This window comes from Brevibacterium sp. R8603A2, from assembly GCF_023072605.1.
In the GTDB taxonomy this organism is placed as follows: Bacteria; Actinomycetota; Actinomycetes; order Actinomycetales; family Brevibacteriaceae; genus Brevibacterium; species Brevibacterium pityocampae.
In genome coordinates this window covers 112,307-137,577 of sequence record NZ_JALLGN010000005.1, presented here as the reverse complement: position 1 = coordinate 137,577, position 25,271 = coordinate 112,307, and the positions used below count along the sequence as shown (strand labels likewise).

General features: G+C 71.9%; 24 protein-coding genes. 10 read left to right on the top strand and 14 right to left on the bottom strand.

The window, feature by feature from the left end; all coding sequences use genetic code 11:
• Positions 1–65 precede the first annotated feature (65 nt).
• Positions 66–1,574, top strand: a complete 1,509-nt coding sequence (locus MTQ12_RS06630) for a DEAD/DEAH box helicase (RefSeq protein ID WP_247425300.1) — start codon at positions 66–68, stop codon at positions 1,572–1,574.
• Between the two features lie 92 nt (positions 1,575–1,666).
• On the opposite strand, the gene MTQ12_RS06625 is transcribed toward MTQ12_RS06630, so the two are convergent.
• The gene (locus tag MTQ12_RS06625) at positions 1,667–2,512 is read right to left on the bottom strand and encodes a PHP domain-containing protein (protein WP_247425298.1); all 846 of its coding nucleotides are present in this window, start codon (positions 2,510–2,512) and stop codon (positions 1,667–1,669) included.
• Between the two features lie 108 nt (positions 2,513–2,620).
• On the opposite strand from MTQ12_RS06625, the gene MTQ12_RS06620 reads away from it, so the two are divergent.
• Positions 2,621–4,147 carry an aminopeptidase P family protein gene (locus MTQ12_RS06620; RefSeq protein WP_247425296.1) on the top strand — a complete coding sequence of 509 codons (1,527 nt, stop codon included), beginning with the start codon at positions 2,621–2,623 and terminating at the stop codon, positions 4,145–4,147.
• Positions 4,144–5,304 (top strand): P1 family peptidase, encoded by a 1,161-nt coding sequence (locus tag MTQ12_RS06615; RefSeq protein WP_247425294.1) that lies wholly within the window; start codon positions 4,144–4,146, stop codon positions 5,302–5,304. Before MTQ12_RS06620 ends, MTQ12_RS06615 begins: the two co-directional genes overlap by 4 nt.
• Positions 5,305–5,447: 143 nt before the next feature.
• On the opposite strand, the gene MTQ12_RS06610 is transcribed toward MTQ12_RS06615, so the two are convergent.
• Positions 5,448–5,909, bottom strand: a complete 462-nt coding sequence (locus tag MTQ12_RS06610) for a general stress protein (protein ID WP_247425291.1) — start codon at positions 5,907–5,909, stop codon at positions 5,448–5,450.
• A 41-nt stretch (positions 5,910–5,950) separates the two neighbouring features.
• On the opposite strand from MTQ12_RS06610, the gene MTQ12_RS06605 reads away from it, so the two are divergent.
• The 3 genes from MTQ12_RS06605 to MTQ12_RS06595 are packed head-to-tail and all read left to right on the top strand — an operon-like array spanning position 5,951 to position 9,034.
• Positions 5,951–7,258, top strand: a complete 1,308-nt coding sequence (locus MTQ12_RS06605; protein ID WP_247425289.1) for a CBS domain-containing protein — start codon at positions 5,951–5,953, stop codon at positions 7,256–7,258.
• Positions 7,255–7,899, top strand: coding sequence for a DUF1003 domain-containing protein (locus MTQ12_RS06600; RefSeq protein WP_247425287.1), 645 nt, complete (start codon positions 7,255–7,257; stop codon positions 7,897–7,899). The genes MTQ12_RS06605 and MTQ12_RS06600 overlap by 4 nt, the downstream gene beginning before the upstream one ends.
• A 7-nt stretch (positions 7,900–7,906) precedes the next feature.
• Positions 7,907–9,034 (top strand): P-loop NTPase, encoded by a 1,128-nt coding sequence (locus MTQ12_RS06595; protein WP_247425285.1) that lies wholly within the window; start codon positions 7,907–7,909, stop codon positions 9,032–9,034.
• A 116-nt stretch (positions 9,035–9,150) separates the two neighbouring features.
• On the opposite strand, the gene MTQ12_RS06590 is transcribed toward MTQ12_RS06595, so the two are convergent.
• Positions 9,151–9,579: a twin-arginine translocase TatA/TatE family subunit gene (locus tag MTQ12_RS06590; RefSeq protein ID WP_137319368.1), complete on the bottom strand. Its 429-nt coding sequence runs from the start codon at positions 9,577–9,579 to the stop codon at positions 9,151–9,153.
• A gap of 40 nt (positions 9,580–9,619) precedes the next feature.
• On the opposite strand from MTQ12_RS06590, the gene MTQ12_RS06585 reads away from it, so the two are divergent.
• Together MTQ12_RS06585 and MTQ12_RS06580 are read left to right on the top strand one after the other, a co-directional pair.
• Positions 9,620–9,967, top strand: coding sequence for an MGMT family protein (locus MTQ12_RS06585; RefSeq protein WP_137319367.1), 348 nt, complete (start codon positions 9,620–9,622; stop codon positions 9,965–9,967).
• A 34-nt stretch (positions 9,968–10,001) separates the two neighbouring features.
• Positions 10,002–10,634 carry a class I SAM-dependent methyltransferase gene (locus MTQ12_RS06580; RefSeq protein WP_137319366.1) on the top strand — a complete coding sequence of 211 codons (633 nt, stop codon included), beginning with the start codon at positions 10,002–10,004 and terminating at the stop codon, positions 10,632–10,634.
• Between the two features lie 68 nt (positions 10,635–10,702).
• Here the strand turns inward: MTQ12_RS06580 and MTQ12_RS06575 are convergent, their stop codons facing one another.
• From MTQ12_RS06575 to dapE, 5 genes are all read right to left on the bottom strand, one after another.
• Positions 10,703–10,873, bottom strand: a complete 171-nt coding sequence (locus tag MTQ12_RS06575) for a DUF3117 domain-containing protein (RefSeq protein ID WP_137319365.1) — start codon at positions 10,871–10,873, stop codon at positions 10,703–10,705.
• 97 nt (positions 10,874–10,970) lie between these two features.
• Positions 10,971–12,227 carry a hypothetical protein gene (locus MTQ12_RS06570; RefSeq protein ID WP_247425283.1) on the bottom strand — a complete coding sequence of 419 codons (1,257 nt, stop codon included), beginning with the start codon at positions 12,225–12,227 and terminating at the stop codon, positions 10,971–10,973.
• A complete protein-coding gene (locus tag MTQ12_RS06565) occupies positions 12,224–12,523 on the bottom strand; it encodes a DivIVA domain-containing protein (RefSeq protein ID WP_137319364.1) in 300 nt (99 codons plus the stop codon). The genes MTQ12_RS06570 and MTQ12_RS06565 overlap by 4 nt, the downstream gene beginning before the upstream one ends.
• A gap of 77 nt (positions 12,524–12,600) precedes the next feature.
• The gene (locus MTQ12_RS06560) at positions 12,601–13,470 is read right to left on the bottom strand and encodes a TIGR00730 family Rossman fold protein (protein WP_247425281.1); all 870 of its coding nucleotides are present in this window, start codon (positions 13,468–13,470) and stop codon (positions 12,601–12,603) included.
• Complete coding sequence (dapE, locus tag MTQ12_RS06555; protein ID WP_247425279.1) at positions 13,467–14,663, bottom strand: succinyl-diaminopimelate desuccinylase; 1,197 nt, start codon at positions 14,661–14,663, stop codon at positions 13,467–13,469. The genes MTQ12_RS06560 and dapE overlap by 4 nt, the downstream gene beginning before the upstream one ends.
• A gap of 51 nt (positions 14,664–14,714) precedes the next feature.
• Between dapE and dapD the strand changes: the two genes are divergently transcribed.
• Positions 14,715–15,659 (top strand): 2,3,4,5-tetrahydropyridine-2,6-dicarboxylate N-succinyltransferase, encoded by a 945-nt coding sequence (gene dapD, locus MTQ12_RS06550; RefSeq protein WP_247425276.1) that lies wholly within the window; start codon positions 14,715–14,717, stop codon positions 15,657–15,659.
• Positions 15,660–15,749: 90 nt separating this feature from the next.
• On the opposite strand, the gene MTQ12_RS06545 is transcribed toward dapD, so the two are convergent.
• From MTQ12_RS06545 to fdxA, 3 genes are all read right to left on the bottom strand, one after another.
• Positions 15,750–17,036, bottom strand: coding sequence for a citrate synthase (locus MTQ12_RS06545; protein WP_137319360.1), 1,287 nt, complete (start codon positions 17,034–17,036; stop codon positions 15,750–15,752).
• Positions 17,037–17,242: 206 nt separating this feature from the next.
• Positions 17,243–18,364, bottom strand: coding sequence for a succinyldiaminopimelate transaminase (dapC, locus tag MTQ12_RS06540; RefSeq protein WP_175406933.1), 1,122 nt, complete (start codon positions 18,362–18,364; stop codon positions 17,243–17,245).
• Between the two features lie 55 nt (positions 18,365–18,419).
• Positions 18,420–18,737: a ferredoxin gene (gene fdxA / locus MTQ12_RS06535; RefSeq protein ID WP_175406932.1), complete on the bottom strand. Its 318-nt coding sequence runs from the start codon at positions 18,735–18,737 to the stop codon at positions 18,420–18,422.
• A gap of 99 nt (positions 18,738–18,836) precedes the next feature.
• Here fdxA and MTQ12_RS06530 point away from each other — a divergent pair, with 99 nt between their 5' ends.
• Entirely contained in the window at positions 18,837–19,898 is a 1,062-nt protein-coding gene (locus MTQ12_RS06530; protein WP_247425274.1) for a GNAT family N-acetyltransferase, read from the top strand.
• 9 nt (positions 19,899–19,907) lie between these two features.
• Here MTQ12_RS06530 and MTQ12_RS06525 read toward each other — a convergent pair whose 3' ends face one another.
• From MTQ12_RS06525 to typA, 3 genes are all read right to left on the bottom strand, one after another.
• Positions 19,908–21,626, bottom strand: coding sequence for a VanW family protein (locus MTQ12_RS06525; protein WP_247425257.1), 1,719 nt, complete (start codon positions 21,624–21,626; stop codon positions 19,908–19,910).
• Positions 21,627–21,704: 78 nt separating this feature from the next.
• On the bottom strand, positions 21,705–23,255 hold the full coding sequence (locus MTQ12_RS06520) for a PIG-L family deacetylase (protein ID WP_247425255.1): 1,551 nt from the start codon (positions 23,253–23,255) through the stop codon (positions 21,705–21,707).
• Entirely contained in the window at positions 23,252–25,165 is a 1,914-nt protein-coding gene (typA, locus tag MTQ12_RS06515; protein WP_137319355.1) for a translational GTPase TypA, read from the bottom strand. Before typA ends, MTQ12_RS06520 begins: the two co-directional genes overlap by 4 nt.
• Between the last annotated feature and the right edge of the window lie 106 nt (positions 25,166–25,271).

Sequence of the window (25,271 nt, the reverse complement as noted above, 5' to 3'; positions counted from 1 at the left end):
GACAGCCTACCGCGACGCACCATGACAGAACGTGCTCCTGCGGGAGCACCGTGAGGAGCACAGCAATGACAGAGATCGCAGCCGAGACCATCGACGTCGAGGACGTCGAGACTCCCCCGGAGCAGACCTTCGCCGACCTCGGGGTCGCCGAACCGATCGTGGCCGCACTGGCCGAGTCCGGCATCACCACCCCCTTCCCCATCCAGGCGCTCACCCTGCCCGTCGCGCTCACCGGCGCGGACATCATCGGGCAGGCGAAGACCGGCACCGGCAAGACCCTGGGCTTCGGCATCCCGCTGCTCCAACGCGCCGTCGGCCCCGACGAGGGTGCCACCCAGATCGAGGGCCGCGCCCCGCAGGCCCTCGTCGTCGTCCCCACCCGTGAGCTCGCGCAGCAGGTCGCCGAGGACCTGCGCACCGCCTCGACGAAGCGGAACCTGTCGATCATCACGATCTACGGCGGCAAGGACTTCGACCCCCAGCTCGCCGCGCTCCGCGCCGGCGTCGACGTCGTCGTGGGCACCCCGGGCCGTCTGCTCGACCTCTACGGCCGCCGCGCGCTGCGCCTCGACCGGGTCAACACCGCGGTGTTCGACGAGGCCGACGAGATGCTCGACCTGGGATTCCTGCCCGACGTCGAGCGGATCGTCGATGCGCTGCCCGCGCACCGCCAGACGATGCTGTTCTCCGCCACCATGCCCGGTCCGGTGATCTCGCTCGCCCGCCGCTACATGAACCGGCCCACCCACATCCGGGCGCAGGATCCCGACGACCACACGAAGACGGCGAAGAACACCAAGCAGTACGTCTACCGGGCGCACGCGATGGACAAGAGCGAGATGGTCGCCCGCCTGCTCCAGGCCGAGGGCCGGGAGCGCACGATCATCTTCGCGCGCACCAAGCGCACGGCCGACCGGCTGGCCGAGGAGCTCGTCGACCGCGGCTTTAACGCTCGGCCGCTCCACGGCGACCTCAACCAGCAGATGCGCGAGCGCGCCCTCAAGGCGTTCCGCGAGCACAAGGTCGACGTGCTCGTCGCCACCGATGTCGCCGCCCGCGGCATCGACATCGACGACGTCACCCACGTCATCAACTACCAGTGCCCCGACGACGAGAAGACCTACGTCCACCGGATCGGCCGCACCGGTCGCGCCGGCAACACCGGCATCGCGGTGACCTTCGTCGACTGGGACGACATGCCGCGCTGGCGCCTCATCAGCAAGGCGCTCGACCTCGGACTCGACGAGCCGGTGGAGACCTACTCGACCTCCCCGCACTTCTACGAGGACCTCAGGATCCCGGCGGGCACCAAGGGCCGACTGCGTCGCCGCAAGCCCGCCGCCGGCCAGGAGGTCGACGGGGAGACCGGGGCCGAGGTGCCCCGCCGCAGCGGCTCCCGGCCCCGTTCCTCCGAGGGCCGCGGCGATCGCTCGCGCGACGGCGGTCGAGCCGGCGCCGAGCGCTCCGGCGACTCCGCCGGCAGCGGGGACCGTCCGCGCCGCAACCGCCGGCGCACCCGCCGCGGCAAGCCGCAGGGCCGTGCCTCGCGCGCCGAGGGCGGCCGCGAGGGCTGAGCGCCCGCGCCGCTCCCCTGCGGGCGCAGCATCGTCAGCACAGCACCGCGCACCGGGCCGGTGATCCCCACGGATCACCGGCCCTCCGGCATTCAGGCGTCGATGAGCGGCACGCCCGAGGTCACCGCGACGAGCCGCTCGAGCATCTCCGGGTCCGTCGTGTGCTCGGCGAGCCGGTTGGGTTTGCCGGTGCCGTGATAGTCGCTCGAGCCGGTGACGAGCAGGCCGTGCGCCTCGGCGGTCGCCCGCAGCGCCACGCGCGCGCTCGGCGGATTGTCGCGGTGGTCGACCTCGAGCCCGTCGAGACCCGCCTCGACCATCGCGCGCACCCCGGCGTCGGGCACCGTGCGGCCGCGCAGCGACGCCCGCGGGTGGGCGAACACGGCCGCGCCCCCGGCTTCGTGGACCATCCGGATCGCCTCGATCGGGGAGATCGTCGGCAGCGACACGTAGTACTTCGAATGGGAGGACAGCAGCCCGGCGAAGGCCGCCGAGCGGTCCTCGACGATGCCGGCGGTGACGAGCGCATCGGCGATGTGGGGGCGGCCGATCGTCGCCTCGGCACCGGCCTGCTCGAGCACGGATTCCCAGGACAGCGGGAAGTCCTCGGCGAGCCGCTCGACCATCGTGCGGGTCCGGTCGAGGCGCGCCCGGCGGGCGTCGGCGACGGCCGCGGTGAGCTCGGCGGCGGCCGGGTCGTGGAGGTAGCTCAGCAGGTGGACGCTGATCCCGTCGTACCGGCAGGAGACCTCCATCCCGCGCACGAGTGCGATCCCGGCGGCCTGCGCGGCGCGCACCGCCTCGTCCCAGCCGGCGGTGGTGTCGTGGTCGGTGAGGCCGAGCACGGCGACCCCGAGCTCCGCGGCCTCCTCGACGAGCGCGGTCGGGCTCTGAGTGCCGTCGGAGAAGCGCGAATGGGTGTGGAGGTCGATCGCCATGACTCCGATTGTAGGGCTGTCCGCACGGCCCGTCGCTCCGCCCTCCCGCCTCTGACCGGCGATTTCACCCCTGGACCCGAACGTCTCCCCCACCCCTAGACTGGAGACATGACGACCGAGGAATCCGCACCCGCCCCCGCCCCGTCCGACCCGCCGCTCGAGGAGCGCGTCAACACCCGCTCCCGCCGCCCGCAGTCGGCGGCCTTCCGCGACTTCATCGCCTCCGGCTGGGACCGCACGAGCGCCGGCGACCCGACGCCCCTGCCCGCATCCGCCTGGACGCCGGCGCGGCGTGCGGCGGTCTCGGCCCGTTTCCCGGGCGAGCGCCTGGTGATCCCGGCCGGCAATCTCAAGGTGCGCTCGAACGACACCGACTACGTCTTCCGCGCCCATTCCGCCTTCATCCACCTCACCGGCCTCGAGACCGACTCCGAGCCCGATTCGGTGCTCGTGTTCGAGCCCACCGACGACGGCCACGAGCAGACCTTCTACTTCCGGCCCCGGGCCGGCGCGGACACCGAGGAGTTCTTCTCCGACGCCCGCTACGGCGAGTACTGGGTGGGTCCGCGCGAGGACCTGCCGACGATGGAGGCGAAGCTCGGCATCGCCTGCCGTGACATCCGCGAGGCGCCCGAGGCGATCGCCAAGGACCTCGGCTCCGTGTCGGTGCGCCTGCTGCGCGGGGCGGACACCGTGGTCGAGGCGCAGATCGAGACCGCCCGCACCCAGGTCGCCGCGGACCTCGAGGTCTCCCGCGCCGGCGACGACGAGCTCGCCCAGCACCTCTCCGAGATGCGTCTCATCAAGGACGAGTACGAGATCGGCGAGCTCCGCCGTGCCGTCGACATCACCCGCGCCGGCTTCGACTCCGTGGTCGCGAGCCTGCCGCGCGCGCTCGCCCACACCCGCGGCGAGCGGGTCATCGAGACGGCCTTCGCGCTCGCCGCGCGCGCCGACGGCAACGGGGTCGGGTACGACACCATCGCCGCGGCAGGCGATCACGCCTGCACCCTCCACTGGATCAAGAACACCGGCGCGGTGGCCCCCGGAGACCTCGTGCTCGTCGATGCCGGGGCGGAGGCCGATTCGCTCTACACCGCCGACGTCACCCGCACCCTGCCGGTGTCGGGCACCTTCACCCCGGTGCAGGCCCGGATCTACGACGCGGTCCTCGAGGCCGCCGATGCCGCGTTCGCCGTCGCCGCCGAGCACGTCCACCGGACGGTGCGCTTCGGCGAGGTCCACGACGCCGCGATGCGGGTCATCGCCCACCGGCTCGCGGACTTCGGCCTGCTGCCGGTGAGCCCGGAGGTGGCGCTCGCCCCGACCGGGCAGCAGCACCGCCGGTGGATGGTCCACGGCACCAGCCACCACCTCGGTCTCGACGTCCACGACTGCGCGCAGGCGCGCGCGGAGATGTACCTCGGGGCCGAGCTGCGCGAGGGCATGGTGTTCACCATCGAACCGGGCCTGTACTTCAAGGTCGCGGACATGCTCGTGCCCGAGGAGTTCCGCGGGATCGGCGTGCGGATCGAGGACGACGTCCTCGTTACCGCGGACGGCGTGGAGAACCTGTCCGCCGGGTTCCCCCGCACCCGCACCGAGGTCGAGGCCTGGGTGCAGGGCGCGCAGTGAGCTCCCCCGATCTCCCCCTGGGCACGCTGCGCCGCGGGCGCGGCGTCCTCGAGGTCGCCGGGGTCGCGCTCGGCCACACCGCGCACACCGGGGAGGGCCGGCTCACCGGGACCACCGTGATCGTGCCCCCGCCCGGCACCCTCGCCGGGGTCGACGTGCGCGGCGGCGGACCGGCGAGCCACGAGACCGACATCCTCTCCCCCGGCACGCTCGGCTACGGCGCCGACGCCGTCGTCCTCACCGGCGGCAGCGCGTTCGGGCTCGTCGCCGCCCACGGGGTGCAGCGCGGGCTTCGTGCCGACGGCCGCGGCTTCCCCGCCCCCGGGCTGCCCGGCGTCACCGTGCCGATCGTGCCGGCCGCCGGGATCTTCGACCTCGGGCGCGGCGGCGATCCGGCCGCTCCGCCGGTCGAGGAGGACGGCCTGGCCGCCTACCGCGACGCCCGTGCCGAGCAGCCGCACCTGCGCGGCTCCGTGGGCGCCGGCGTCGGTGCCTGGACCGGGCGCGGACTGCTGCGCGGCGGCCTCGGGCAGGCGTCGATCACGACCCCCGCCGGGCACACGGTCGCCGCGCTCGTCGTCGCGAACCCGATGGGAGGCGTCCTCGACCCCGCAGGCCGCCTCCACTGCGCCTCGGTGCTCGCCCGCTACGGCATCGGCGTGCCGCAGGCGCACGGCCTGCGCGCACGGTTCACGGAGTTCCACGGCGGGACCGGGGATCCCGGTGGCGGCGATGGGGGCGGGGATCCCGGTGGCAGCACCGGGAACGGCGGCGCGGAGAGCGCCGGCGCCCGCAATACGACGATCGCGTGCATCGTCACCGATGCCCGCCTCGACGCCGCGCAGACGACACGCCTGGCGCAGTCGGCCCACGCCGGCCTGGCGCGGGCGATCCACCCCTCGCACACCTTGTTCGACGGCGACGCGGTGTTCGCGCTCGCCACGGGTGAGCGCGCGCTCGACGATCCGGAGGCCGCCGCGCTCGTCGAGCTCAACATCGCCGCCGCTGACGTCCTGTCGGCCGCGATCGTCGACGCGGTGCTCAGCGCCGAGCCGGACACCGTGCCCGGCCGCGTCACCGCCGCCGGCGTGCCCGCTGCCCCGGCGCTCGTCGAGGTCGACCCGACGACCGCGGAGGCCTGGCGCGCACTCCCCTGAGGTCGCCCCCGCGTCGGACTGTGTCCCCTCGTCGAACTGTGCCCCCTCATCGAACTGTGCCCCCTCATCGAACTGCGCGGTATCCGAAGGCAGGCGCGCAATTGCGCGCTCGGAATCGGATACCGCGCAGTTCGCTCACCGGTTCAGCGGCGGGAGAGGATCTCGCGGGCCTCGTTCACCCGGGCCGGCGGGCACACGATCTCGTAGGTGCCGGCGATGACCTGCGGCCGGAGCATGACGGAAGCCTTCTTGCGCCCGAGCGCCTTGACGAGGATGCCCCAGAGCATGCCGAAGCCCACGCCGATGACGATGCCGGGCAGCAGGGCCCCGGAGGTCAGCGATTCGTTCCCACCGAACAGTGCGAGGAGGAGGCCGATGAACAGCCCCATCCAGGCGCCGGTCAGCGCTCCTCGGCCGGCGGCCGCGGCCCACGTGAGCATGCCCGTCACCTGTTCCACGATCCGGACATCGGTGCCGACGATCGACAGGGAGGCCACCGGGAAGCCGTGCTGGGCGAGGAACTGGACCGTTCCGTTCGCCTCGTCATGGGTGCGGTAGGAACCGAGGACCTCGCCCACGGGGAGCTGCATCGATGGTTTCGCCATGGGGTCCAGTATGGCCGAAGCGACTGGCGTAGTCTTGTGGGGTGAGTGGTTCAGCTGATCGCGTCTTCGTCGCCCGCCTGGCCTCCACCGCGGTCTTCGACCCTCTCGGCGATCAGGTGGGGCGCGTGCGCGATGTCGTCATCGTCTACCGCGCCACCATGCGCCAGCAGCCCAAGGCGATCGGCCTCGTCGTCGAGGTGCCCGGTCGCCGCCGCGTGTTCGTGCCGATGGGCCGGGTCACCGGGATCGCCGCCGGCGCCGTCATCACCACCGGCCTGGTGAACATGCGCCGCTTCGAGCAGCGCCGCTCGGAGACCCTCGTGCTCGGCGAGCTCCTCGACCGGCGCCTGCGGCTGCGCTCCGACGGGACGGCCGTGCAGGTCGAGGACGTCGCGATCGAGCAGCAGCGCAACCGCGAGTGGGAGGTCACCCGCCTGTTCGTGCGCCGCGTCACCGACCGCCAGGGCACCTTCGGCTTCCGCCGCCGCGGCGAGACCCTCCAGGTCGACTGGTCCGAGGTCGACCACCCGATCGACTCCGCCGTCGACCAGGAGGCCACCCAGCTCATCGCCGCGTACCAGGGCACCAAGCCCGCCGACCTCGCCGACGTGCTCCTCGAGCTCACCCCCAAGCGTCGGCTCGAGGTGGCCCGCGAGCTCGACGACGAGCGCCTCGCCGACGTCCTCGAGGAGCTGCCGGAGGAGACGAGCGTCGAGATCGTGTCGATGCTCGGGATGGACCGTGCCGCCGACGTCCTCGAGGCGATGGACCCCGACGACGCCGCCGACCTCCTCGGCGAGCTCACCGACGAGCAGGCCGAGGTGCTGCTCGCCGCGATGGAGCCCGAGGAGGCCAAGGACGTCCGCCACCTGCTGTCCTACGACGAGGACACCGCCGGCGGCCTGATGACCACCGAGCCGGTGATCCTCGCCCCGGAGACCACCGTCGCCGAGGCGCTTGCCCATGTCCGCCGAGAGGACCTCGATCCGGCGCTCGCCGCCGCCGTGTTCGTGTGCCGGCAGCCGCTCGAGCCGCCCACCGGCAAGTACCTGGGCCTCGTCCACATCCAGGCGCTGCTGCGCGAACCGCCGCACGTGGCCGTCGGCACGATCCTCGACGACGAGGTCGAACCGCTCGGGGCCGACGCCCCGCTCGGCGACATCACCCGGATCCTCGCGGCCTACAATCTCGTGTCGATCCCGATCGCGGACGAGAACGACCACCTCGTGGGCGTCGTCACCGTCGACGACGTGCTCGACCAGCTCCTCCCCGAGGACTGGCGGCAGGCGCCCGACGAGGTCCGCACCGAGGAGATCACCGACGACCTGGCGAAGGAGGGGAAGCAATGAGCAAGGGCGACTACGACGCACTCGACGTCCCGCGCATCAAGAAGCGGCAGCTGCCGTCGATCGGGATGTCCCCGGAGTCGTTCGGCAAGGCATCGGAGGCATTCGCCCGGTTCATGGGCACACCCCAGTTCCTCATCGGGATGACGGTGTTCTGCTTCGTCTGGCTGGCGTGGAACACGCTCATGCCCGAACCCCTCCAGTTCGACCCGCGGGCGCTGAACTTCACCCTGCTCACCCTCATCCTGTCGCTCCAGGCCTCCTACGCCGCGCCGCTCATCCTGCTCGCGGAGAACCGCAGCGCCGACCGCGACCGGGTGGAGTTCGAGAACGACCGGCAGCGCGCCGAGCGCAACCTCGCCGATACCGAGTACCTCACCCGCGAGGTGGCAAGCCTGCGCATCGCGATGCGCGAGATGGCGACCCGCGACTTCATCCGCTCCGAGCTGCGCAACCTGCTCGAGGAGATGGAGGAGGCGCGGGAGGCCGACCGCCGGGCCGAGCACCGCGAGGACCTCGAGACCGTGAAGAAAGTGGCCGTGAAGAAGGCCGTGAAGAAGGCGCAGGCGACTGCCGAGGCCACCGCGCTCAAGGCGGCCCGCGACGCCGTGCAGACACCCCCCGAGAACAGAGAGGACGCGTAGCACACCGATGCCCGCACCCACCCTGGACCAGCTCCGCAGTGCACTCGAGACCGTGCTCGACCCGGAGATCAAGCGCAACATCGTCGAGCTCGACATGGTCGACGACGTCGTCGTCGACGACTCCGGCCACGTCACCGTCACCGTGCTCCTCACCGTGGCCGGCTGTCCGCTCAAGGACACCATCACCCGCGACACCGAGGCCGCGGTCGGGAAGGTCCCCGGCGTCACCGGGACGACGGTCAAGCTCGGCGTGATGACCCCGGAGCAGCGGCAGGCGATGCGCGAGAAGCTCCAGGGCGCCGGCGCGTCCCGTGAGATCCCGTTCAACGCGCCCGGCTCGCTCACCCGGATCTACGCGATCGCGTCCGGCAAGGGCGGGGTCGGCAAGTCCTCGGTGACGGCGAACCTCGCCGCCGCGATGGCCGCCGACGGTCTGCGCGTCGGAGTCGTCGACGCCGACATCTACGGCTTCTCGATCCCCGGCATGCTCGGGGTCACCGGCAGCCCCACGCGCGTCGACGACATGATCATCCCGCAGGTCGCGCACGACGTGAAGATCATGAGCATCGGCATGTTCGTCCCTCCCAGCCAGCCCGTCGTGTGGCGGGGCCCGATGCTCCACCGCGCGCTCCAGCAGTTCCTCACCGACGTGTTCTGGGGCGATCTCGACGTGCTGCTCCTCGATCTGCCCCCGGGCACCGGCGACATCGCGATCTCGGCGGCCCAGCTGCTGCCCGGCTCCGAGCTGCTCGTCGTCACCACCCCGCAGCAGGCGGCCGCGCAGGTCGCCGAGCGCGCCGGTTCGGTCGCCGTGCAGACCCGCCAGCGGGTGGCCGGCGTGATCGAGAACATGTCGTGGCTCGAGCTCCCCGACGGCACCCGGATGGACGTGTTCGGGTCCGGCGGCGGGGACCAGGTCGCGGAGAACCTCACCCGCACGGTCGGGACGAAGGTGCCGCTGCTCGGTCGGATCCCGCTCGACACCGAGGTGCGCTCGGGCGCGGACGCCGGGCGCCCCGCCGTGCTCGCCGCCCCCGATGCTCCGGCCTCGGTGGCCCTGCGCTCGATCGCCTCGCAGCTGACCTCGCGCACGCGGGGGCTCGCAGGCCGCTCCCTGGGGCTGTCCCCCGTCTGATCGGGAAGCCGTGGGCCCGAGCCCGCCCCGGGCCTCTCCGGCTCGGGGCGGTTCAGGCGCTCCGGATGGACCGGGCGAACCGAGTGGATCGAGCGCGCTGCGTCAGGCGCTCCGGATCAGGTGGCCTCGGGGTCGAAGGGCGCGGCGACGGCGACGTCGCGCAGCGCGGCCTGGGCCTGGAACCGCTCGAGCGGGCCCGCCTGGGTGCTCACCGGGGAGCCCGCACCGGCGACCTGGGCCCCGGCCACGGCCGCCGCGCCTGCCGAGACCTGACGGGCGCGGGAGTCGGCCTCCTCCTCCATGAGCGCTTCGCGCACGATCCGGCGCGGGTCGTACTGGCGCGGATCGAGCTTGCGCCAGTCGACGTCGGAGAAGTCGTCGCCGAGGTCGCGCTGGACGTCGGCCTTGGCCTCGTCGGCCTTCCGCTTGAGCGAGCGCACGAGGTCGCGCAGCTGCTGGGCGTACTCGGGCAGGCGCTTGGGCCCCACGACGAGGAGCACCACGACGACGAGAATGATCATCTCAGTGCCGTTGATGCCGAACATGGGCGCCAGTCTATCAGCGGGCCCGTGGCACAATCCCCCTATGGACGAACGCCGGACGGAGCTGGTGCTGCGCGCCGTCGAGTGCGTGCCCGCCGGCCGGATCGCCCCCTATGGGATGCTCGGTCGGGTGACCGGCACCTCGGCGCGCTTCGTCGGCCGGGTGCTCGCCACCCACGGATCCTTCGTGCCGTGGTGGAGGGTGACGAACGTGCGCGGCGTCCTGCCCGCGCCGATCCGCACCGAGGCCGCACGCCGCTGGGACACCGAGGGCATCCCCCACGCCGACGGCCGCGCCCGGATCGAGGACTGCGCCGCCGACGAGGCGCTGCTGCGGGAGTCCTGGGAGGCCGCGAGTCGCGACCTCCGCACCTCGGAGGAACCGGGATAGACTGGCGAGCGCCGTCCGAGGAGAGGAGGAGACCATGTCACGCGACCGGGCGATCGACGCCCACTACGCTGATCGGTTCAACCCCTCCGATCCGGTGATGGATGCCGCCCGCACGATCTCCGCGGAGTACTCGACCGTCCCGGTGTCGACGACCACCGCCGGGACCCTCACCCTGCTCGCCCGGATGGCACGGCCGGCAACCGCGATCGAGGTCGGCACCGGCACCGGCGTCTCCACCCTCGCCCTGCTCCGCGGCATGCCGAGTTCCGGCATCCTCACGAGCATCGACATCGACGCCGACAAGCAGGCCGTGGCGCGCGACCTCATCGGCGTCGCCCGGATCCGGGCCCACCGGGTGCGGATGATCCACGGGCGCGGCGAGGATGCGCTCGCCCGGCTCGCCGCCGGCGGCTACGACCTCGTGTTCGTCGACTCCGAGCCCCTGACCTATGACCGGCTCGTGCCGCTCGCGATCGAGCGGCTGGCCCCCGGCGGCCTGCTCGTCGTCAACCACGCGCTGCTCGGCGGGGCGGTGGCGAAACCGGCCAACCGCGCCCCGCGCACCCAGGTGGTGCGCACGATGCTCGACCGGATCGTCGAGCGCACCGACGTCGCCCGCCTCATCCTGCCCGTCGACGACGGGCTCCTCGTCCTCACCCGCGTCTGAGCAGGGCCCGGGAACGCCGGAGGAGGGGGTCCGCTCGGGGCTCCCCTCCTCCGTGCACCGGTCTCAGCTCACTGTGCGAGCGCCTCGCCGAGGGTGTTCTGAAGGTTCGTGGCCTCGTCCTTGCTCACTTCGATGACCAGACGTCCGCCGCCTTCGACAGGGAGACGGACGACGTATCCGCGACCCTCCTTGGTCACTTCGAGGGGTCCGTCACCGGTGCGCGGTTTCTGAGCTGCCATGAAGAGTTCTTCCTTCCATTCCCGACTGTGTCACTGTCGATTATCCACCATTTCGCCCCGGCTGAGGAGGATCGGGCGCGAATCGGCGCCTGCCGGGTCACGGCGGCAGGTCGGCCGGCGGGGTGAAGTGCCAGAGGAAGCCGACCCACACGACCTGGAACAGCACGAGGCAGCCGAGCAGCACCGCCCGGTACATCCCTGCCCGGCACCAGGCGAGAGTGAGCGCGATCGGGAACAGCGGGAGGAGGAGGCGCAGGGTCGAGGTCTGCGGATTGAAGAACAGCAGGATGTAGATGCAGTAGGCGAGGCAGAAGTGCTGCAGCGTCCGGCCCATCTGCCGGCCGGCCGGGGAGTAGATGAGGACGAGCATGAGCGCGATCGCGGCGAACAGGAGGAGCGGCCCGAAGGGCCCCACGAGATCGTTCCCCCGGGCGAACCACTGGACGATGATGCGCGTGTGCCCGCCGCTCCAGGCGGCCTCGGTGTCGGTGTAGGCGGTGAGCTCCCCGGTGCGGAGCCAGGCGTGCACCGGGTGGACGAGCGCGGCGGCGCAGGACAGCACGCCGAGCGTCCAGGAGCGCACGACCTCACCGGCCGGGTAGGGGATCGTCCGGCGGCGCAGGAACCGGTCGATGAGGTGGATGAGCATGAAGAACGAGAACGCCACGCCGATCGGCCGCGACAGGTCCATGAGGACGACGACGGGGACCGCCATGAGATAGCGCCGGTCGATGACGAGCAGGAGGGCGAGAGCCTGGAGCAGGAGCGTGAGCGACTCCGCGTAGCCGGTGCTGAAGATCGCCGAGGCGGGGAAGACGAAGAGGACCGCGAGGCCGAACAGCGCCCGGCCGGGCGTGGTGTGCCGGCGGAACAGGTGGAGCACGACGATCGCCGCGACGGCACCGAACACCGTGGACAGGAGCGGGGAGACGACCTGGTAGTCGAGGCCGGTGAGCTGCGCGAAGTCGCGCACCATCCAGGGATGGAGGGGATAGAACGCCCACGCGTTCTCCATCACCGTGCCGTCGGCGCCGCGCGGCAGGACATCGGGGTAGCCCTCGTCGGCGATGCGCTGGTACCAGCCGCCGTCCCAGAAGTTGAGGAAGTCCCCGAGCGAGGTGTCCAACCCGGTGGTCCACGGGGTGCGGTCCTGGGTGCGGACGACCGCGGCGAAGATCCCGACGCTGATGATCCGGGAGGCGAGATAGACCGCGAGCGCCTGCAGCCATACCGGCAGGGCGAGGATCTCCCGCGCCCAGCGCCCGGCACGGGAGGCGTCGAAGACGGTCGGGGCGAAGCGGGGGGCGCGGTCGTACTCGGGCAGCGCGGAGACGTCCGGTGCGGGCCGGGTCATGCCTCGGGCGCCGGGAGGCGGCTCTCGAGGACCGCGATCCGGTCCTCCTGCAGGCGGATCCGGTGCGCCATCTCGCTGTACACCGCGTCGACCTCGTCCATCCGGTATCCGCGGATCGCCGGTGAGAAGGCGACGGCCTCGAGATCCCCGGCGGTGAAATCGGAGGCGAGGAGACGGCGCGGGCGCTCGTCACCGGCTGCAGGCATGCCCCCGTTGAAGAGGTTGAAGGCGCCTGCGACGGCGACGGCCATGAAGAAGACCGCGGCGCAGACTCCGAGAACGATCCACACTGGCATGCGCCCATGGTCTCATATCGGACTCGGGGGCACCTCAGGTCCGGCGGGCGGGCGGCTGCCGCAGCCGCCCGCAGTGCTCACCAGGCGTCGTGGGCGGAGAAGTCCGGACGGTCGGCGCCGCCGGGGGCCGGGCGCCGGCCGGTCCGGTGCTCGGCGGTGAGGCCCGACACCACCTCTGCCGGCTCCTCGGGCCCGGGTTCGGCGGAGACGGGATCGCTCGTGTCGGCACCGGTGATGAAGGCGACCGCCTCGGTCGGGGAATCGGTGAGCGTGAGGAGGTCGATGTCCGAGCGGCTGATCGTGCCGACGCCCACGAGCGTGTCGCGGATCCAGTCGACGAGACCGCCCCAGAACTCGGTGCCCATGAGCACGATCGGGAACCGGGAGAGCTTGCCGGTCTGCACCATGGTCAGCGCCTCGAACAGCTCGTCGAGCGTGCCGAAGCCGCCGGGCAGCACGATGAAGCCCTGCGAGTACTTGAGGAACATCGTCTTGCGGACGAAGAAGTACCGGAAGTTGATGCCGAGGTCGACGTAGGGGTTGAGCCCGGACTCGAAGGGCAGCTCGATGCCGAGACCCACCGAGGAGCCGGCGGCGTCGACGGCACCCCGGTTGCCGGCCTCCATGATCCCGGGCCCGCCGCCGGTGATGACGGCGTAGCCGGCCCGGGCGAGCTCGGCGGCCACCTCGCGGGCGAGCCCGTATTCTGGGGTGCCCTCGTGGAGGCGGGCGGAGCCGAACACGGACACCGCCGGGCCGATCTCCGCGAGCGAGCCGAAGCCCTCGACGAACTCCGCCTGGATGCGCAGCACCCGCCACGGGTCCTGGTGCACCCAGTCGGCGGTGCCGCCGCCCTCGAGCAGACGCTGATCGGTGGTCGTGGCCGGCACGTGGGCGCGGCGCAGGCGCAGCGGACCCTTGCTGTAGATCGGGGAGTCGGGAGTCATCGGGCGGGGGCCTCCGGTGCGCTGCGGGCGGGTTCGAGGAAGCGCAGCAGGTCGGCGCTCGCCGATTCCACCTCTGCGCACGGGACGTGCTCGTCGGCCTTGTGGGCGAACAGCGGGCTGCCGGGGCCGAAGTTCACCGCGGGGATGCCGAGCGCGGAGAAGCGCGCGACGTCGGTCCAGCCGAGCTTGGCCTGGGGTTCTCCCCCGATCGCGTCGATGAAGGCCCGGGCGGCGGGCTGGTCGAGACCGGGACGTGCGCCCTCGGCGGAGTCGGTGACGCGGATCGGGTGCGGGGCGAAGAACGCGGCGAGGTGCGCCTCGGCGTCCGCGGCGGACTTGTCCGGGGCGAACCGGTAGTTGACGACGACGGTGCAGGCGTCGGGGATGACGTTGCCGGCCACTCCCCCGTGGATCCCGACCGCGGACAGCGATTCGCGGTACTCGAGCCCGTCGACGGTCACGGTGTCCGGGGTGTGCTCGGCGAGCCGGGTGAGGATGTCGGCGGCCCGGTGGATCGCATTGACCCCGGTGAAGGCACGTGCCGAATGGGCCCGCACGCCCTCGGTGGTGACCTCGATGCGGATCGTGCCGTTGCAGCCGCCCTCGATGCCGGCGTTGCTCGGCTCCCCGAGGATCGCGAAGTCCCCGGCGAGCCGTTCGGGATGGTTGCGGGCCACCCGGCCGAGCCCGTTGAGCTCGGCCTCGACCTCCTCGTGGTCGTAGAAGATCCACGTGACGTCGCGCTCGGGGCTGCGCAGGGCGGCGGCCGTGCACAGCTGCATCGCGACTCCGGCCTTCATATCGCAGGCGCCGCGCCCCCAGATCACCTCGGCCCCGTCGAGCGTGCGACGCTCCGCGGGCACGTTGTCCTCGATCGGGACGGTGTCGAGGTGGCCAGCGATGACAATCCGTTCGCCGCGGCCGAGCCGGGTCGCGGCGACGACCGTGTCGCCGTCGCGGTGGATGTCGAGGTCCGGGCCGGGGCCGGCGGAGATGTGCGCGAGGACGCCGGCGACGGCATCGGCCAGGCGCGCCTCGTCCCCGGACACCGAGGGGATGTCGCAGAGCCGGGCGGTGAGCTCGACCGGGTCGGCCAGCGCCTCGATGAGACGGGCGGCATCGGCGTCGGGGGTGGGATGTGCGCCGGGCGCGGTCTCGGCGGCGGGCGCGGGGTCGTGGGGATCACTGCTCATGGAGCCCAGCCTAGTACCGGCTGTGCGAGGGCGAGCAGTAGGCTGGGACACATGACTCAACGATTCGTATCCTCCGCCGGAGTGTCCACCGCGCACGGCGACACCGTGCTCAGCGTCTGGTACCCCACCCCTGCCCTGTTCGACGACTCCGCGCAGGCCGCGCAGCACGCCGCGTCCGGTGTCGCGACCGCCGGGCTCGACGCCCTCGTCGGCGCCGACGAGCTGCGCGGCACTCACACCGAGGTCGTGCAGCGCACCATCGATCTCGACGCCGCGCCGGCGGACGCCGCCGACGGCTACCTGCGCCTCCACGCACTGTCCCACCGGCTCGTCGCGCCCAACGAGATCAACCTCGACGGGCTGTTCGGGAAGCTCGCGAACGTCGTGTGGACCTCGCACGGCCCCTGTGCGGTCGAGGACTTCGAGCTCACCCGCGCCAAGCTCACGGCGCGCGGGTACGTCACCGTCCACGGGGTCGACAAGTTCCCGCGGATGACCGATTTCGTCGTGCCCGCCGGAGTGCGGATCGCCGATGCGGACCGTGTCCGACTCGGCGCGCACCTGGCGCCGGGCACCGTCGTCATGCACGAGGGCTTCGTCAACTTCAACGCCGGCACCCTCGGGCAGGCGATGATCGAGGGCCGGATCTCGCAGGGCGTCGTCATCGGCGACGGCTCGGACATCGGCGGCGGCGCCTCGACCATGGGCACCCTGTCCGGCGGCAACGAGCACCGGATCTCCGTCGGCTCGGGAACGCTGCTCGGCGCGAACTCCGGGATCGGGATCTCGATCGGCGACGACTGCATCGTCGAGGCCGGCCTCTACCTCACCGCCGGCTCGCGGGTGTCGCTCGTCGACGAGGGCGGCCGCGTCGTCAAGGCGCGCGAGCTCGACGGGGCGGACAACGTACTGTTCCGCCGCAATTCGACGACCGGGTCGATCGAGGCGCTCGGACGGACCGCGAAGGGCATCGCGCTCAACCCCGACCTCCACTGACCCAGCACCCGCCGCACACCGCCCCTGACATCGCAGAATCCGAAGGTTCCCTTCTCAGGAACCTTCGGATTCTGGGATGTGGAGCGGGGATCAGCGCTCGGCGATCGGCACGTACTTCCGCTCGGGCTCGCCGGTGTAGATCTGGCGCGGGCGGCCGATCTTCGTCTCCGGGTCCTTGATCATCTCGCGCCACTGGGCGATCCAGCCCGGCAGTCGACCGACGGCGAACAGCACGGTGAACATGTTCGTCGGGAAGCCCATCGCCTTGTAGATCAGGCCGGTGTAGAAGTCGACGTTCGGATACAGGCTGCGCTCGACGAAGTAGTCGTCGGCGAGCGCGATCTCCTCGAGGCTCATCGCGAGGTCGAGCATCTCGTCCGCACCGCTCATCTGGTCGATGATCTCGTGGGCGGTCTTCTTGATGATCGCCGCGCGGGGGTCGTAGTTCTTGTAGACCCGGTGGCCGAAGCCCATGAGCCGGACGCCCTGCTCCTTGTTCTTCACCCGCTCCATGAACTTCTGCGGGCCGTCGTGGGACTCCGAGATCTCCTCGAGCATCTCGAGCACCGCGGAGTTCGCGCCGCCGTGCAGCGGCCCGGCCAGGGCGTTGACACCGGCGGAGATCGACTGGAAGAGGTTCGCCTGCGAGGACCCGACCATCCGCACCGTCGAGGTCGAGCAGTTCTGCTCGTGATCGGCGTGGAGGATGAAGAGCTGGTCCATGGCCTTCGCCATGAGCGGGTCGACCTCGTAGGGCTCGGACGGGAAGCCGAAGTTCACGCGGAGGAAGTTCTCCACGATGTTGAGCGAGTTGTCCGGGTGGACCACCGGCAGGCCGGCGACCTTGCGGTGCGCGAGCGCGGCGATGGTCGGCATCTTGGCGAGCAGGCGGATCGTCGAGAGATCGATCTGCTCGTCGTCGAACACCGAGAGGTTGTCCTGGTAGAACGTCGACATCGCCATGATCGAGGCCGACACCATGGGCATCGGGTGGGCGTCGTAGGGGAACGCCTGGAAGAAGCGGCGGAGGTCCTCGTGGACGATCGTGTGCCGGCGCAGGCGCGCGTCGAAGGAATCGAGCTGCTCCTGCGTGGGGAGCTCGCCGTAGATGAGGAGGTAGGCGACCTCGACGAAGGTCGAGTTCTCCGCGAGGTCCTCGATCGAGTAGCCGCGGTGGCGCAGGATGCCCTCGTCGCCGTCGATGTAGGTCACGGCCGAGGAGGTCGAGGCGGTGTTCGCGAACCCGGGGTCGTAGGTGACCCGGCCGGTGTCCTTGAGCAGCGATCCGATCCGCAGCCCTGCTGTGCCTTCGGTCCCCGTCACCGTGGGGAGGGAGAGATCCGTGCCGTCGACGCGCAGAACTGCATCCTCTGCCATATTCGCTCCTCTGGGGTCACCTCAAGAAGTTCCTGAGTATTCATTCACAGTCACGGTAGAGGTTACCGACTCCCCGGCCTGAGCGAAAATCGCGACCGCCCTGCGAGCGCTCCCGCGTCCGAGGCGCGGACCGGCGCACGCGGTCCGCTCGGTGGGCACCCGGCCGGTTCCCGCACCCGAGGCGCGCTCAGCCGCACCCGGGGCGCTCAGCCCCCCGCGCGCAGGCGATCGGCGGCCTGTGCGATCCGCTCGTCGCTCGCGGTGAGCGCGATCCGCACGAAGCGGCCCGCGGCGTCCCCGTAGAACGCTCCGGGGCCGGCGAGGATACCGCGCTCGGCGAGCGCGGCCAGGGTGTCCCAGCAGTCCTCGTCGCGGGTGCACCAGAGGTAGAGTCCGGCCTCGGAGTGCTCGACCCGCAGGCCGAACTCCGTGACCGCCGGGAGCAACGTGTCGCGGCGCGCCCGGTAGGTCTCCTTCTGGGCGCGGACGTGGGCGGTGTCGCCGAGCCCGGCGATCATCGCCGTCTGCACGGGGCCCGGCACGATCATCCCGGCGTGCTTGCGCGAGTTCGTCAGGTCGCCGACGAGCGCGGGGTCGCCGGCGGTGAAGGCCGCGCGGTAGCCGGCGAGGTTCGACTGCTTGGACATCGAGTACACCGCGAGCAGACCGGTGGGATCGCCGCCGGTGACGGCCGGGTGGAGGATCGACGGCGTCGCGTCCTCACCCTGCCAGTTGAGGAGCGCGTAGCACTCGTCGGAGGCGACGACGACCCCGGCGGCCCGCGCGCGCTCGGCGACCGCGGCGAGCACCTCGACGTCGAGCACCGTGCCGGTGGGATTGCCCGGGGTGTTGAGCCAGAGCAGCCCGATGCCCTCGAGCCCGGCGGCACCGGAGGCGATGTCCGCGGCGTCGAGGCGCACGCAGTCGACGCCGGCGAGAGTCGCCCCCATCTCGTAGGTCGGGTAGGCCGCGGACGGGCAGGCGACCGCGAGCCCGCGCTGCCGCAGGCCGAGGAGGGTCGGCAGCCAGGCGACCAGCTCCTTCGAGCCGACCGTCGGCATGACCTGGGTCCGCGGGTCGAGCGCGATCCCGTGCCACTGCTCGTACCAGCCGGCGATCGCGGCGCGCAGCTCGGGCGTGCCGGCGGTCGTCGGGTAGCCGTGGGAGTCCGATCCCGCGGCGAGAGCCTCGCGGATCACCGCGGGCGTCGGGTCGACCGGCGTGCCGATCGACAGATCGCAGATGCCGCCCGGGTGCTCGGCGGCGCGCGCCCGGTAGGGGGCGAGGGTGTCCCAGGGGTAATCGGGCAGGTCGAGTCCGTAGTTCACGCTGGCGCTCCTGGGTTCAGGCTCCGGCTCCGCTCGGTGGTGTGGCCGGCGCGGGTCACTGCTGCGGGGGCAGGGCGGAGATGATCGGGTGGTCCTTGCCGGTGTTGCCGAGCTTCGCGGCACCGCCCGGGGAGCCGATGTCGTCGAAGAACTCGACGTTGGCCTTGTAGTACTCCGCCCACTGCTCCGGCACGTCGTCCTCGTAGTAGATCGCCTCGACCGGGCAGACCGGTTCGCAGGCACCGCAGTCCACGCACTCGTCGGGGTGGATGTAGAGCGAGCGCTCGCCCTCGTAGATGCAGTCGACGGGGCACTCATCGATGCAGGCCTTGTCCTTGAGATCCACGCAGGGCTGGGCGATGACGTACGTCACGGGATTGTCTCCTCATCGAACGGGCATGGTGTGCGCCCTCCCAGGGTACTCCCTTATAGGCTGGACACCGGCCCGGTCCCCCAGTCGAAGAGGTCACACATGCTCACTCCCCGCGCCGGTATGCGCGTGGTCCTGCGGTACGCCGCCGACGGGCAGCCGACCGATGCGCTCGGCACCGTGACGGCCGCGGACGAGGCGAGCGTGACCGTGGACACCCGGCGCGGCGAGGTGACCGTGGCGCGCGCCGACATCCTCCTCGTGCACGAGGTGCCGCCGGCCCCGCAGCGCCCGGGCCGGCTCCATGAGATCGTGTCCCCGCTCGACCTGCGCCGGATCTCCGCGCAGGTGTGGCTGCCCGCCGATATCGCGTGGCTCCACACGGACAATCTGCACCACGAGGCCGAGGGCGCCGGCGCCGAGGTGCCGCTCACCCAGACCGGGGTGCTGCTGCGGGCCGCCGGCGGGGTCTCCAAGCGCGGCAACTCCGCGCTCCCGCTCGGCCGGACGGGGATCCCCGCGGCCGAGGCCCTCGAGCTCATCATCCGCTGGTACGAGCAGCGCGGACTGCCCCCGCAGCTCCAGATCTACTCCGCCCACGGCACCTCCGAGCTCGCCGAGCCGTGCGCGGAGCTCGGCCCGCTGCTCCGGGCCGCCGGTTTCGCGCCCTCGGGGGCGACGCTGGCGCTCACCGCCGCGACCCGGGAGGTCGCAGGCCCGGTCGGGCGCGCCGCCGATGCGGCGCTGCCCGGCCTCGAGATCGTGGAGAGCGAGGAGGCGCACGCGGTGCACTGGACCGCATGGGGCCACCCGGTCGACTCCCCGACCCATGAGGATTTCGCCCGGCTCGTCACCTCCCCGGAGCAGCACCGGTTCTACTCCGCGCTCGCGCTCCACCCCGACGGCTCCCGCACGCTCGTCGGCACGGTGCGCCTGGCGATCACCCAGAAGTGGGCGGTGGTGTCGAACCTCGTCGTCGACCCCGGTGTCCGCCGGCGCGGCGCCGGCCGGGCGCTCGTCGTCGCGGCGGCGGCCGCCGCCGCCGAGCGGGGCGTGCGCTCGCTGCTCGCGGAGGTCGAGGCGGACAACGCCGCCTCGCTCGGGCTGTTCGGTGCGCTCGGCGCCGTCGAGCATCATCGCTACTGGTACGCGCTGCGCTCCTGAGCGATCCGGCTACTCGCAGACGACCCGGTTGACCGGCCGGTAGACGGTGGTGAACTCGTCGCGCTTGACGACCGAGCCGCTGTCGTGGTCCTTGATCGTGCGCGAGATCGTGATCGACCAGCCCTCGCGCGCCGACTGCGGACGGCAGCTCGGACCGGACTCGGTGATCGTCGACGGCGAGATGAAGGCGAAGCGACCCGATGAGGAGGACTCGACGTCGACGGTCTTGACGCCGAACACGCGGGCGTGGACCTCTCCCCCGGCGAGGTACATGTCGAGCACCACCGGGGTCTCCGAATCGTTGGTGAACTTGAGGTCGATCGACTGCCAGTCGAGGGTGGTCTCCCGGCCCTCCGGGTAGCGGGAGATGTAGCGGGAGTGCGCCTGGTGCTCGTCGAGCTGGAACCCGGCGAAGTACGCGGCGTTGAACAGCGTGGTCGACACCTGGGACACGCCGCCGCCGTAGTCCTCCTTCATCTGCCCGCCGGAGATCACACCGGCCGGGCGGTAGCCGTTGGCCGCCGTGCGCTGGCCGATCGCCTCGTTGAGGCTGAACTGCTCACCGGGCTGCACGACGGTGCCGGACACCTTCTCCGCGGCGACCCGGAGGTTGGTGTCGCGGTTCGGCTCGGAGCTGTACGAGGTGGAGAACGCGGAGATCTCCTCGCTGACCTCGGCCTCCTCGGCCTCCTCCGTGGTGAACTCCGGCTCGGACTCCTTGAGCGCCACCTCGCCGCTGCGCTCCTCGGACGTCAGTGCGGGCAGCACCGCGTCGGCGAGCTCCTGCTCCTCCACCGAGATGCCGCTCTCGCCGGGGACGACCTCGGGCTTCCCGTCGACGATCCGGAAGCTCGCATCCTTCGCCTCGGCACCGACGTCGGGGTTGTCCTCGAGCACCGCGGTCTTGAGCTTCTCCACGTCGAGGACCGGGCGCAGCGCGCCCACGTGGGCCTCGAACGACAGGGTGCTCGCAATGATCTCCGGGGTCACGACGAGCTCGGAGGGCTCGCCCACGGGCTGTCCCTCCTCGTCCTGCTCGGCGGCACGCAGGGTGACGTCGCCGCTGATCGCGGGCTCGGCCACCTCGGTGCGCGCGGTCTGCGCCTCCTCGGTGGTGATGTCCGGCGCGGTCTCCTCGGCGGGCACGGCGAGTGCGTCCTCGCTGCGGAGCCACTGCTCGGCGACGGCGGTGCGGATCATGTCCTCCGTCACCACCGTGCCGGCCTCGCCCTCGCTCAGCGCGATCTCCCCGTCGTCGAACGCGAGCTCCGCGTCCACGGGGTCGACGGTGAAGTCCTCGGCGACGGTGCGCGCGACAGGGGTGAAGGCGTCCTCGTCCACGACGAGCGCGGGATCGTAGACGCGGTCGCCGAACAGCTTCTCCACGACCACCCGCGGGTCGAGGGTGAAGTCGGTGATGCCGGCGATCGTGGCGGCCGCGTCGAAGCTCAGACCCGCGTCGGCCGGGACGACGGTCGCCTCCATGTCCCCGGCCTGCAGCCGGAACTCCTCCGCGGCCCGCGGACCGAGTTCGCGCTCGAGGGTGGCGACGGCCTCCTCCTCGCTCTGTCCGCTGATGTCGACCCCGCCCACGGAGGCCTCGGAGGGCATCTGCCGCGCGGCGAAGAAGGCCGCGACGACGTACACGACGGCGAGCAGCACGACGACGCCCAGGAGGACGAGAGCGGTGGTGCGGGCGCGGTTCGGCGCTGCGGAGCGGGCGGCCATGGAGGTCTCACTGTCGAGGTGTGCGGGCGGACGGTCCAGCACAATCTACTACAGCAGGGTCACCTGTCCGATCTCTGTTCAGTTTCGGTCAGCTGACGACTGCTGTTCGGGAGCGGACCGCCGGCGGCGCAGCGCGGGCAGGGTGAACGCGAGGATCGCGGCGATGATCATCGGCGCGAAGATCCAGGTGATGCTTCGCAGCGAGCCGGTGACGAGGAGATCGCTGCCGGGCAGCAGTGCGGGCTGCCCGAACAGGAACCCGATGCCGGAGACCACCGCGGCGGTGAGCACGACGAGCCCGGTCGACCGGTAGAGCGTGGCGATGTGCCACAGCCCGGCGGTGACGAGGACCAGGGCGAGCACGAGCCCCCAGGGGACGACGACGTCCTGCCCGGCGAGGTCGACCGCGGTCGCGTTGAGGTGCTGAGCGGTCCCGAGCGCGCCGATGAGCACGCCGACGATGATCGCATGGATCGCAGCGCCCACACCGACCTTCCGGCGGGTTCCCGCGGCGTCCGCCGAGTCGGAGCCCGCGGTCGTCCCGGCGGCCGCACCGGCACCCGCAGCGCCTGCCGCGGCATCGGAACCTGCGGCGCCCGGCCCGCGCTCGTCGCGCTCGCCCACCGCTGCCGCCGGGGCGAGCGGGACGCGCACGGTGTCGAGCACGGATTCGTAGGGGCCGTGCGGATCCGGAACGGGTCCGGGGAACGCGGCGGACGTGTAGTACTCGACGTCGCCGATATGCTGCCCGACCCCGTTCGACAGGGCGAAGAACTCCCCGGCGACGGTGACCTGGGTGGCGTGGGCGGCCATCGCCATGGCCTTGGCCCCGGCGAAGGCGGACACGTCCTCGATGACGCTGATGGGCGCCTCGGCGGCGATCGTCGGGATCGATTCGGCCGGCGCGAAACCCGTGAGGTCGAAGCCGGGGCGCTGCGGGTCGAAGGCCTGGGCGGCGACCTCGGCGGGGGTGTCGGCGAAGAGGAGCACCGGCGGGGTGTGGGCGGCGGGGACCGCGGCCGCCGCGGCACCCGGCTCCCCCGGTGCGGGCACGATCCCGCGCAGCGCCGCGACGGTGGCGCGGTGGACGTGCCGGTGATCGGGGTGGCCGTAGCCGCCGCCGTCGGAGTACGTGATGACGAGGTGGGGGTCGACGTCGCGGACGACCTCGCGGATGTAGGCGGCGACCTCGCCCACCGGGGTGCGGCAGAGCGCCGCGGCCGGCATCTCGGCGGGCTCCCGGGCGTGGCCGTCAGGACCCCACTCCATGCCGGAGTCCTCGAAGCGGCGGGCGGGCAGACCGCCGCGCGCGCCCCCGGCCTCCCCGTCGCCGAGGAACCGGTGGTCGCTCACGCCGAGCGCGGCGACGGCGGCGGCGAGCTCGGTCTCGCGGTGGGCGGCGAGCCCCGGGCGGTCCCCGAACAGCGCGGCGTGCTCCTCCCCGATGACCTCGCCCCCCTCGCCGCGGGTGGCGGTGAGGAGGGTGACGGCCGCGCCGGCGGCGGCCAGCTGCGCCATCGTCCCGCCGGTCAGGATCGACTCGTCGTCCGGGTGGGCGTGGACGAACAGGACGCGCGCCTCGGCCGCGGACAGCGAGCGGGTGGCGGCAGCGGCGGGGCGAACGGTCATGCGTTCTGGCGACGGCGGGCGTTGAAGAGCTTCTGCCGCTCCTTCTGGTCGAGCACGACCTTGCGGATCCGCACGGTGCCCGGGGTGACCTCGACGCACTCGTCGTTGCCGGCGAACTCGAGGCTCTCCTCGAGCGTGAGCTTGCGCGGCGGGGTGAGGTTCTCGAACGAGTCGGCGGTCGCCGAGCGCATGTTCGTGAGCTTCTTCTCCTTGGTGATGTTGACGTCCATGTCATCGCTGCGCGAGTTCTCGCCGACGACCTGGCCCTCGTACACCTCGGAGGTGGGCTCGACGAAGAACGTGCCGCGCTCCTGGAGGTTGATCATCGCGAACGGGGTGACCGCACCGGGGCGGTCGGCGACGAGCGAGCCGTTGGTCCGCAGCTCGATCGCCCCGGCCCACGGGGTGAGGCCGGCGGAGATCGAGTTCGAGATGCCGGTGCCGCGGGTCTCGGTGAGGAAGCGGGTGCGGAAGCCGATGAGACCGCGGGCCGGCACCTTGAACTCCATCCGGACCCAGCCGCTGCCGTGGTTCGACATCGTCTCCATCGTGCCCTTGCGGGCGGCCATGAGCTGGGTGATGGCGCCGAGGTGCTCCTCCGGGACGTCGATCGTCACGTGCTCGAGCGGCTCGTGGACGACCCCGTCGATCTCCTGGGTGACGACCTGCGGCTTGCCGACGGTGAGCTCGAAGCCCTCGCGGCGCATCTGCTCGACGAGGATCGCGAGTGCGAGCTCGCCGCGGCCCTGGACCTCCCAGGCGTCGGGGCGCTCGGTGGGCAGGACGCGCAGGGACACGTTGCCGACGAGCTCGGCGTCGAGGCGGTCCTTGACCATCCGGGCGGTGACCTTCGTGCCCTTCTCGCGCCCGGCGAGCGGCGAGGTGTTGATGCCGATCGTCATCGAGATCGCGGGATCGTCGATGGTGATCGCGGGCATCGGGCGCGGGTCCTCGGGGTCGGTGATCGTGTCGCCGATCATGATCTCCGGGATGCCGGCGATCGCGACGATGTCTCCGGCGGAGGCGGATTCGGCCGGCACCCGGTCGAGGCCCTGGGTCTCGAGGAGCTCGGTGATCTTCGCGGTCTTCTCCGTCCCGTCGCCCTGGATCCACGCGACCTGCTGACCCTTGCGCAGGGTGCCGCCGTAGATCCGCAGGAGCGCCAGACGGCCGAGGAACGGCGAGGCGTCGAGGTTGGTGACGTGGGCCTGGAGGACCCCGTCGTCGTTGTAGGCCGGTGCCGGGATGTGCTCGAGGATGGTCGCGAACAGCGGCTCGAGGTCCGGGGTGTCGGGCAGCTCGCCGTCGGCGGGCTGGTGCGTCGAGGCGCGCCCGGCCTTGCCGGAGGTGTAGACGACGGGCACCTCGAGGACGGCGTCGAGGTCGATGTCGGGGACCTCGTCGACGAGATCGCCGGCGAGGCCGAGGAGCAGGTCCTGCGCCTCCTCGAGCACCTCGTCGATGCGGGCGTCGGGCCGGTCGGTCTTGTTGATCGCGAGGATCACCGGCTTCTTCGCGGCGAGCGTCTTGCGCAGCACGAACCGGGTCTGCGGCAGCGGGCCCTCCGAGGCGTCGACGAGGAGCACCACGCCGTCGACCATCGACAGGCCGCGCTCGACCTCGCCGCCGAAGTCGGCGTGGCCGGGGGTGTCGATGACGTTGATGATGATGGTCTCGCCGTCGGCCGAGGGGCCGCTGTAGCTGATCGAGGTGTTCTTCGCGAGGATCGTGATGCCCTTCTCGCGCTCGAGGTCGCCGGAGTCCATGACCCGCTCCAGCACCTCGCCGTGGTCGCCGAAGGCGCCGGCCTGGCGGAGCATGCCGTCGACCAGGGTGGTCTTGCCGTGGTCGACGTGCGCGACGATCGCGACGTTGCGGCGGTCGGCGCGGCGTGAGGTGAGTTCAGTCATCGATTCCCTTTGGAGATGCAGTCAGGTGTCCAACAGTCCAGTATAGGGTCGCCGGGCCCGGCCGGACGACGCGTGCGGTGCGGGACCCGCCGCGGCGCTCCGGCCG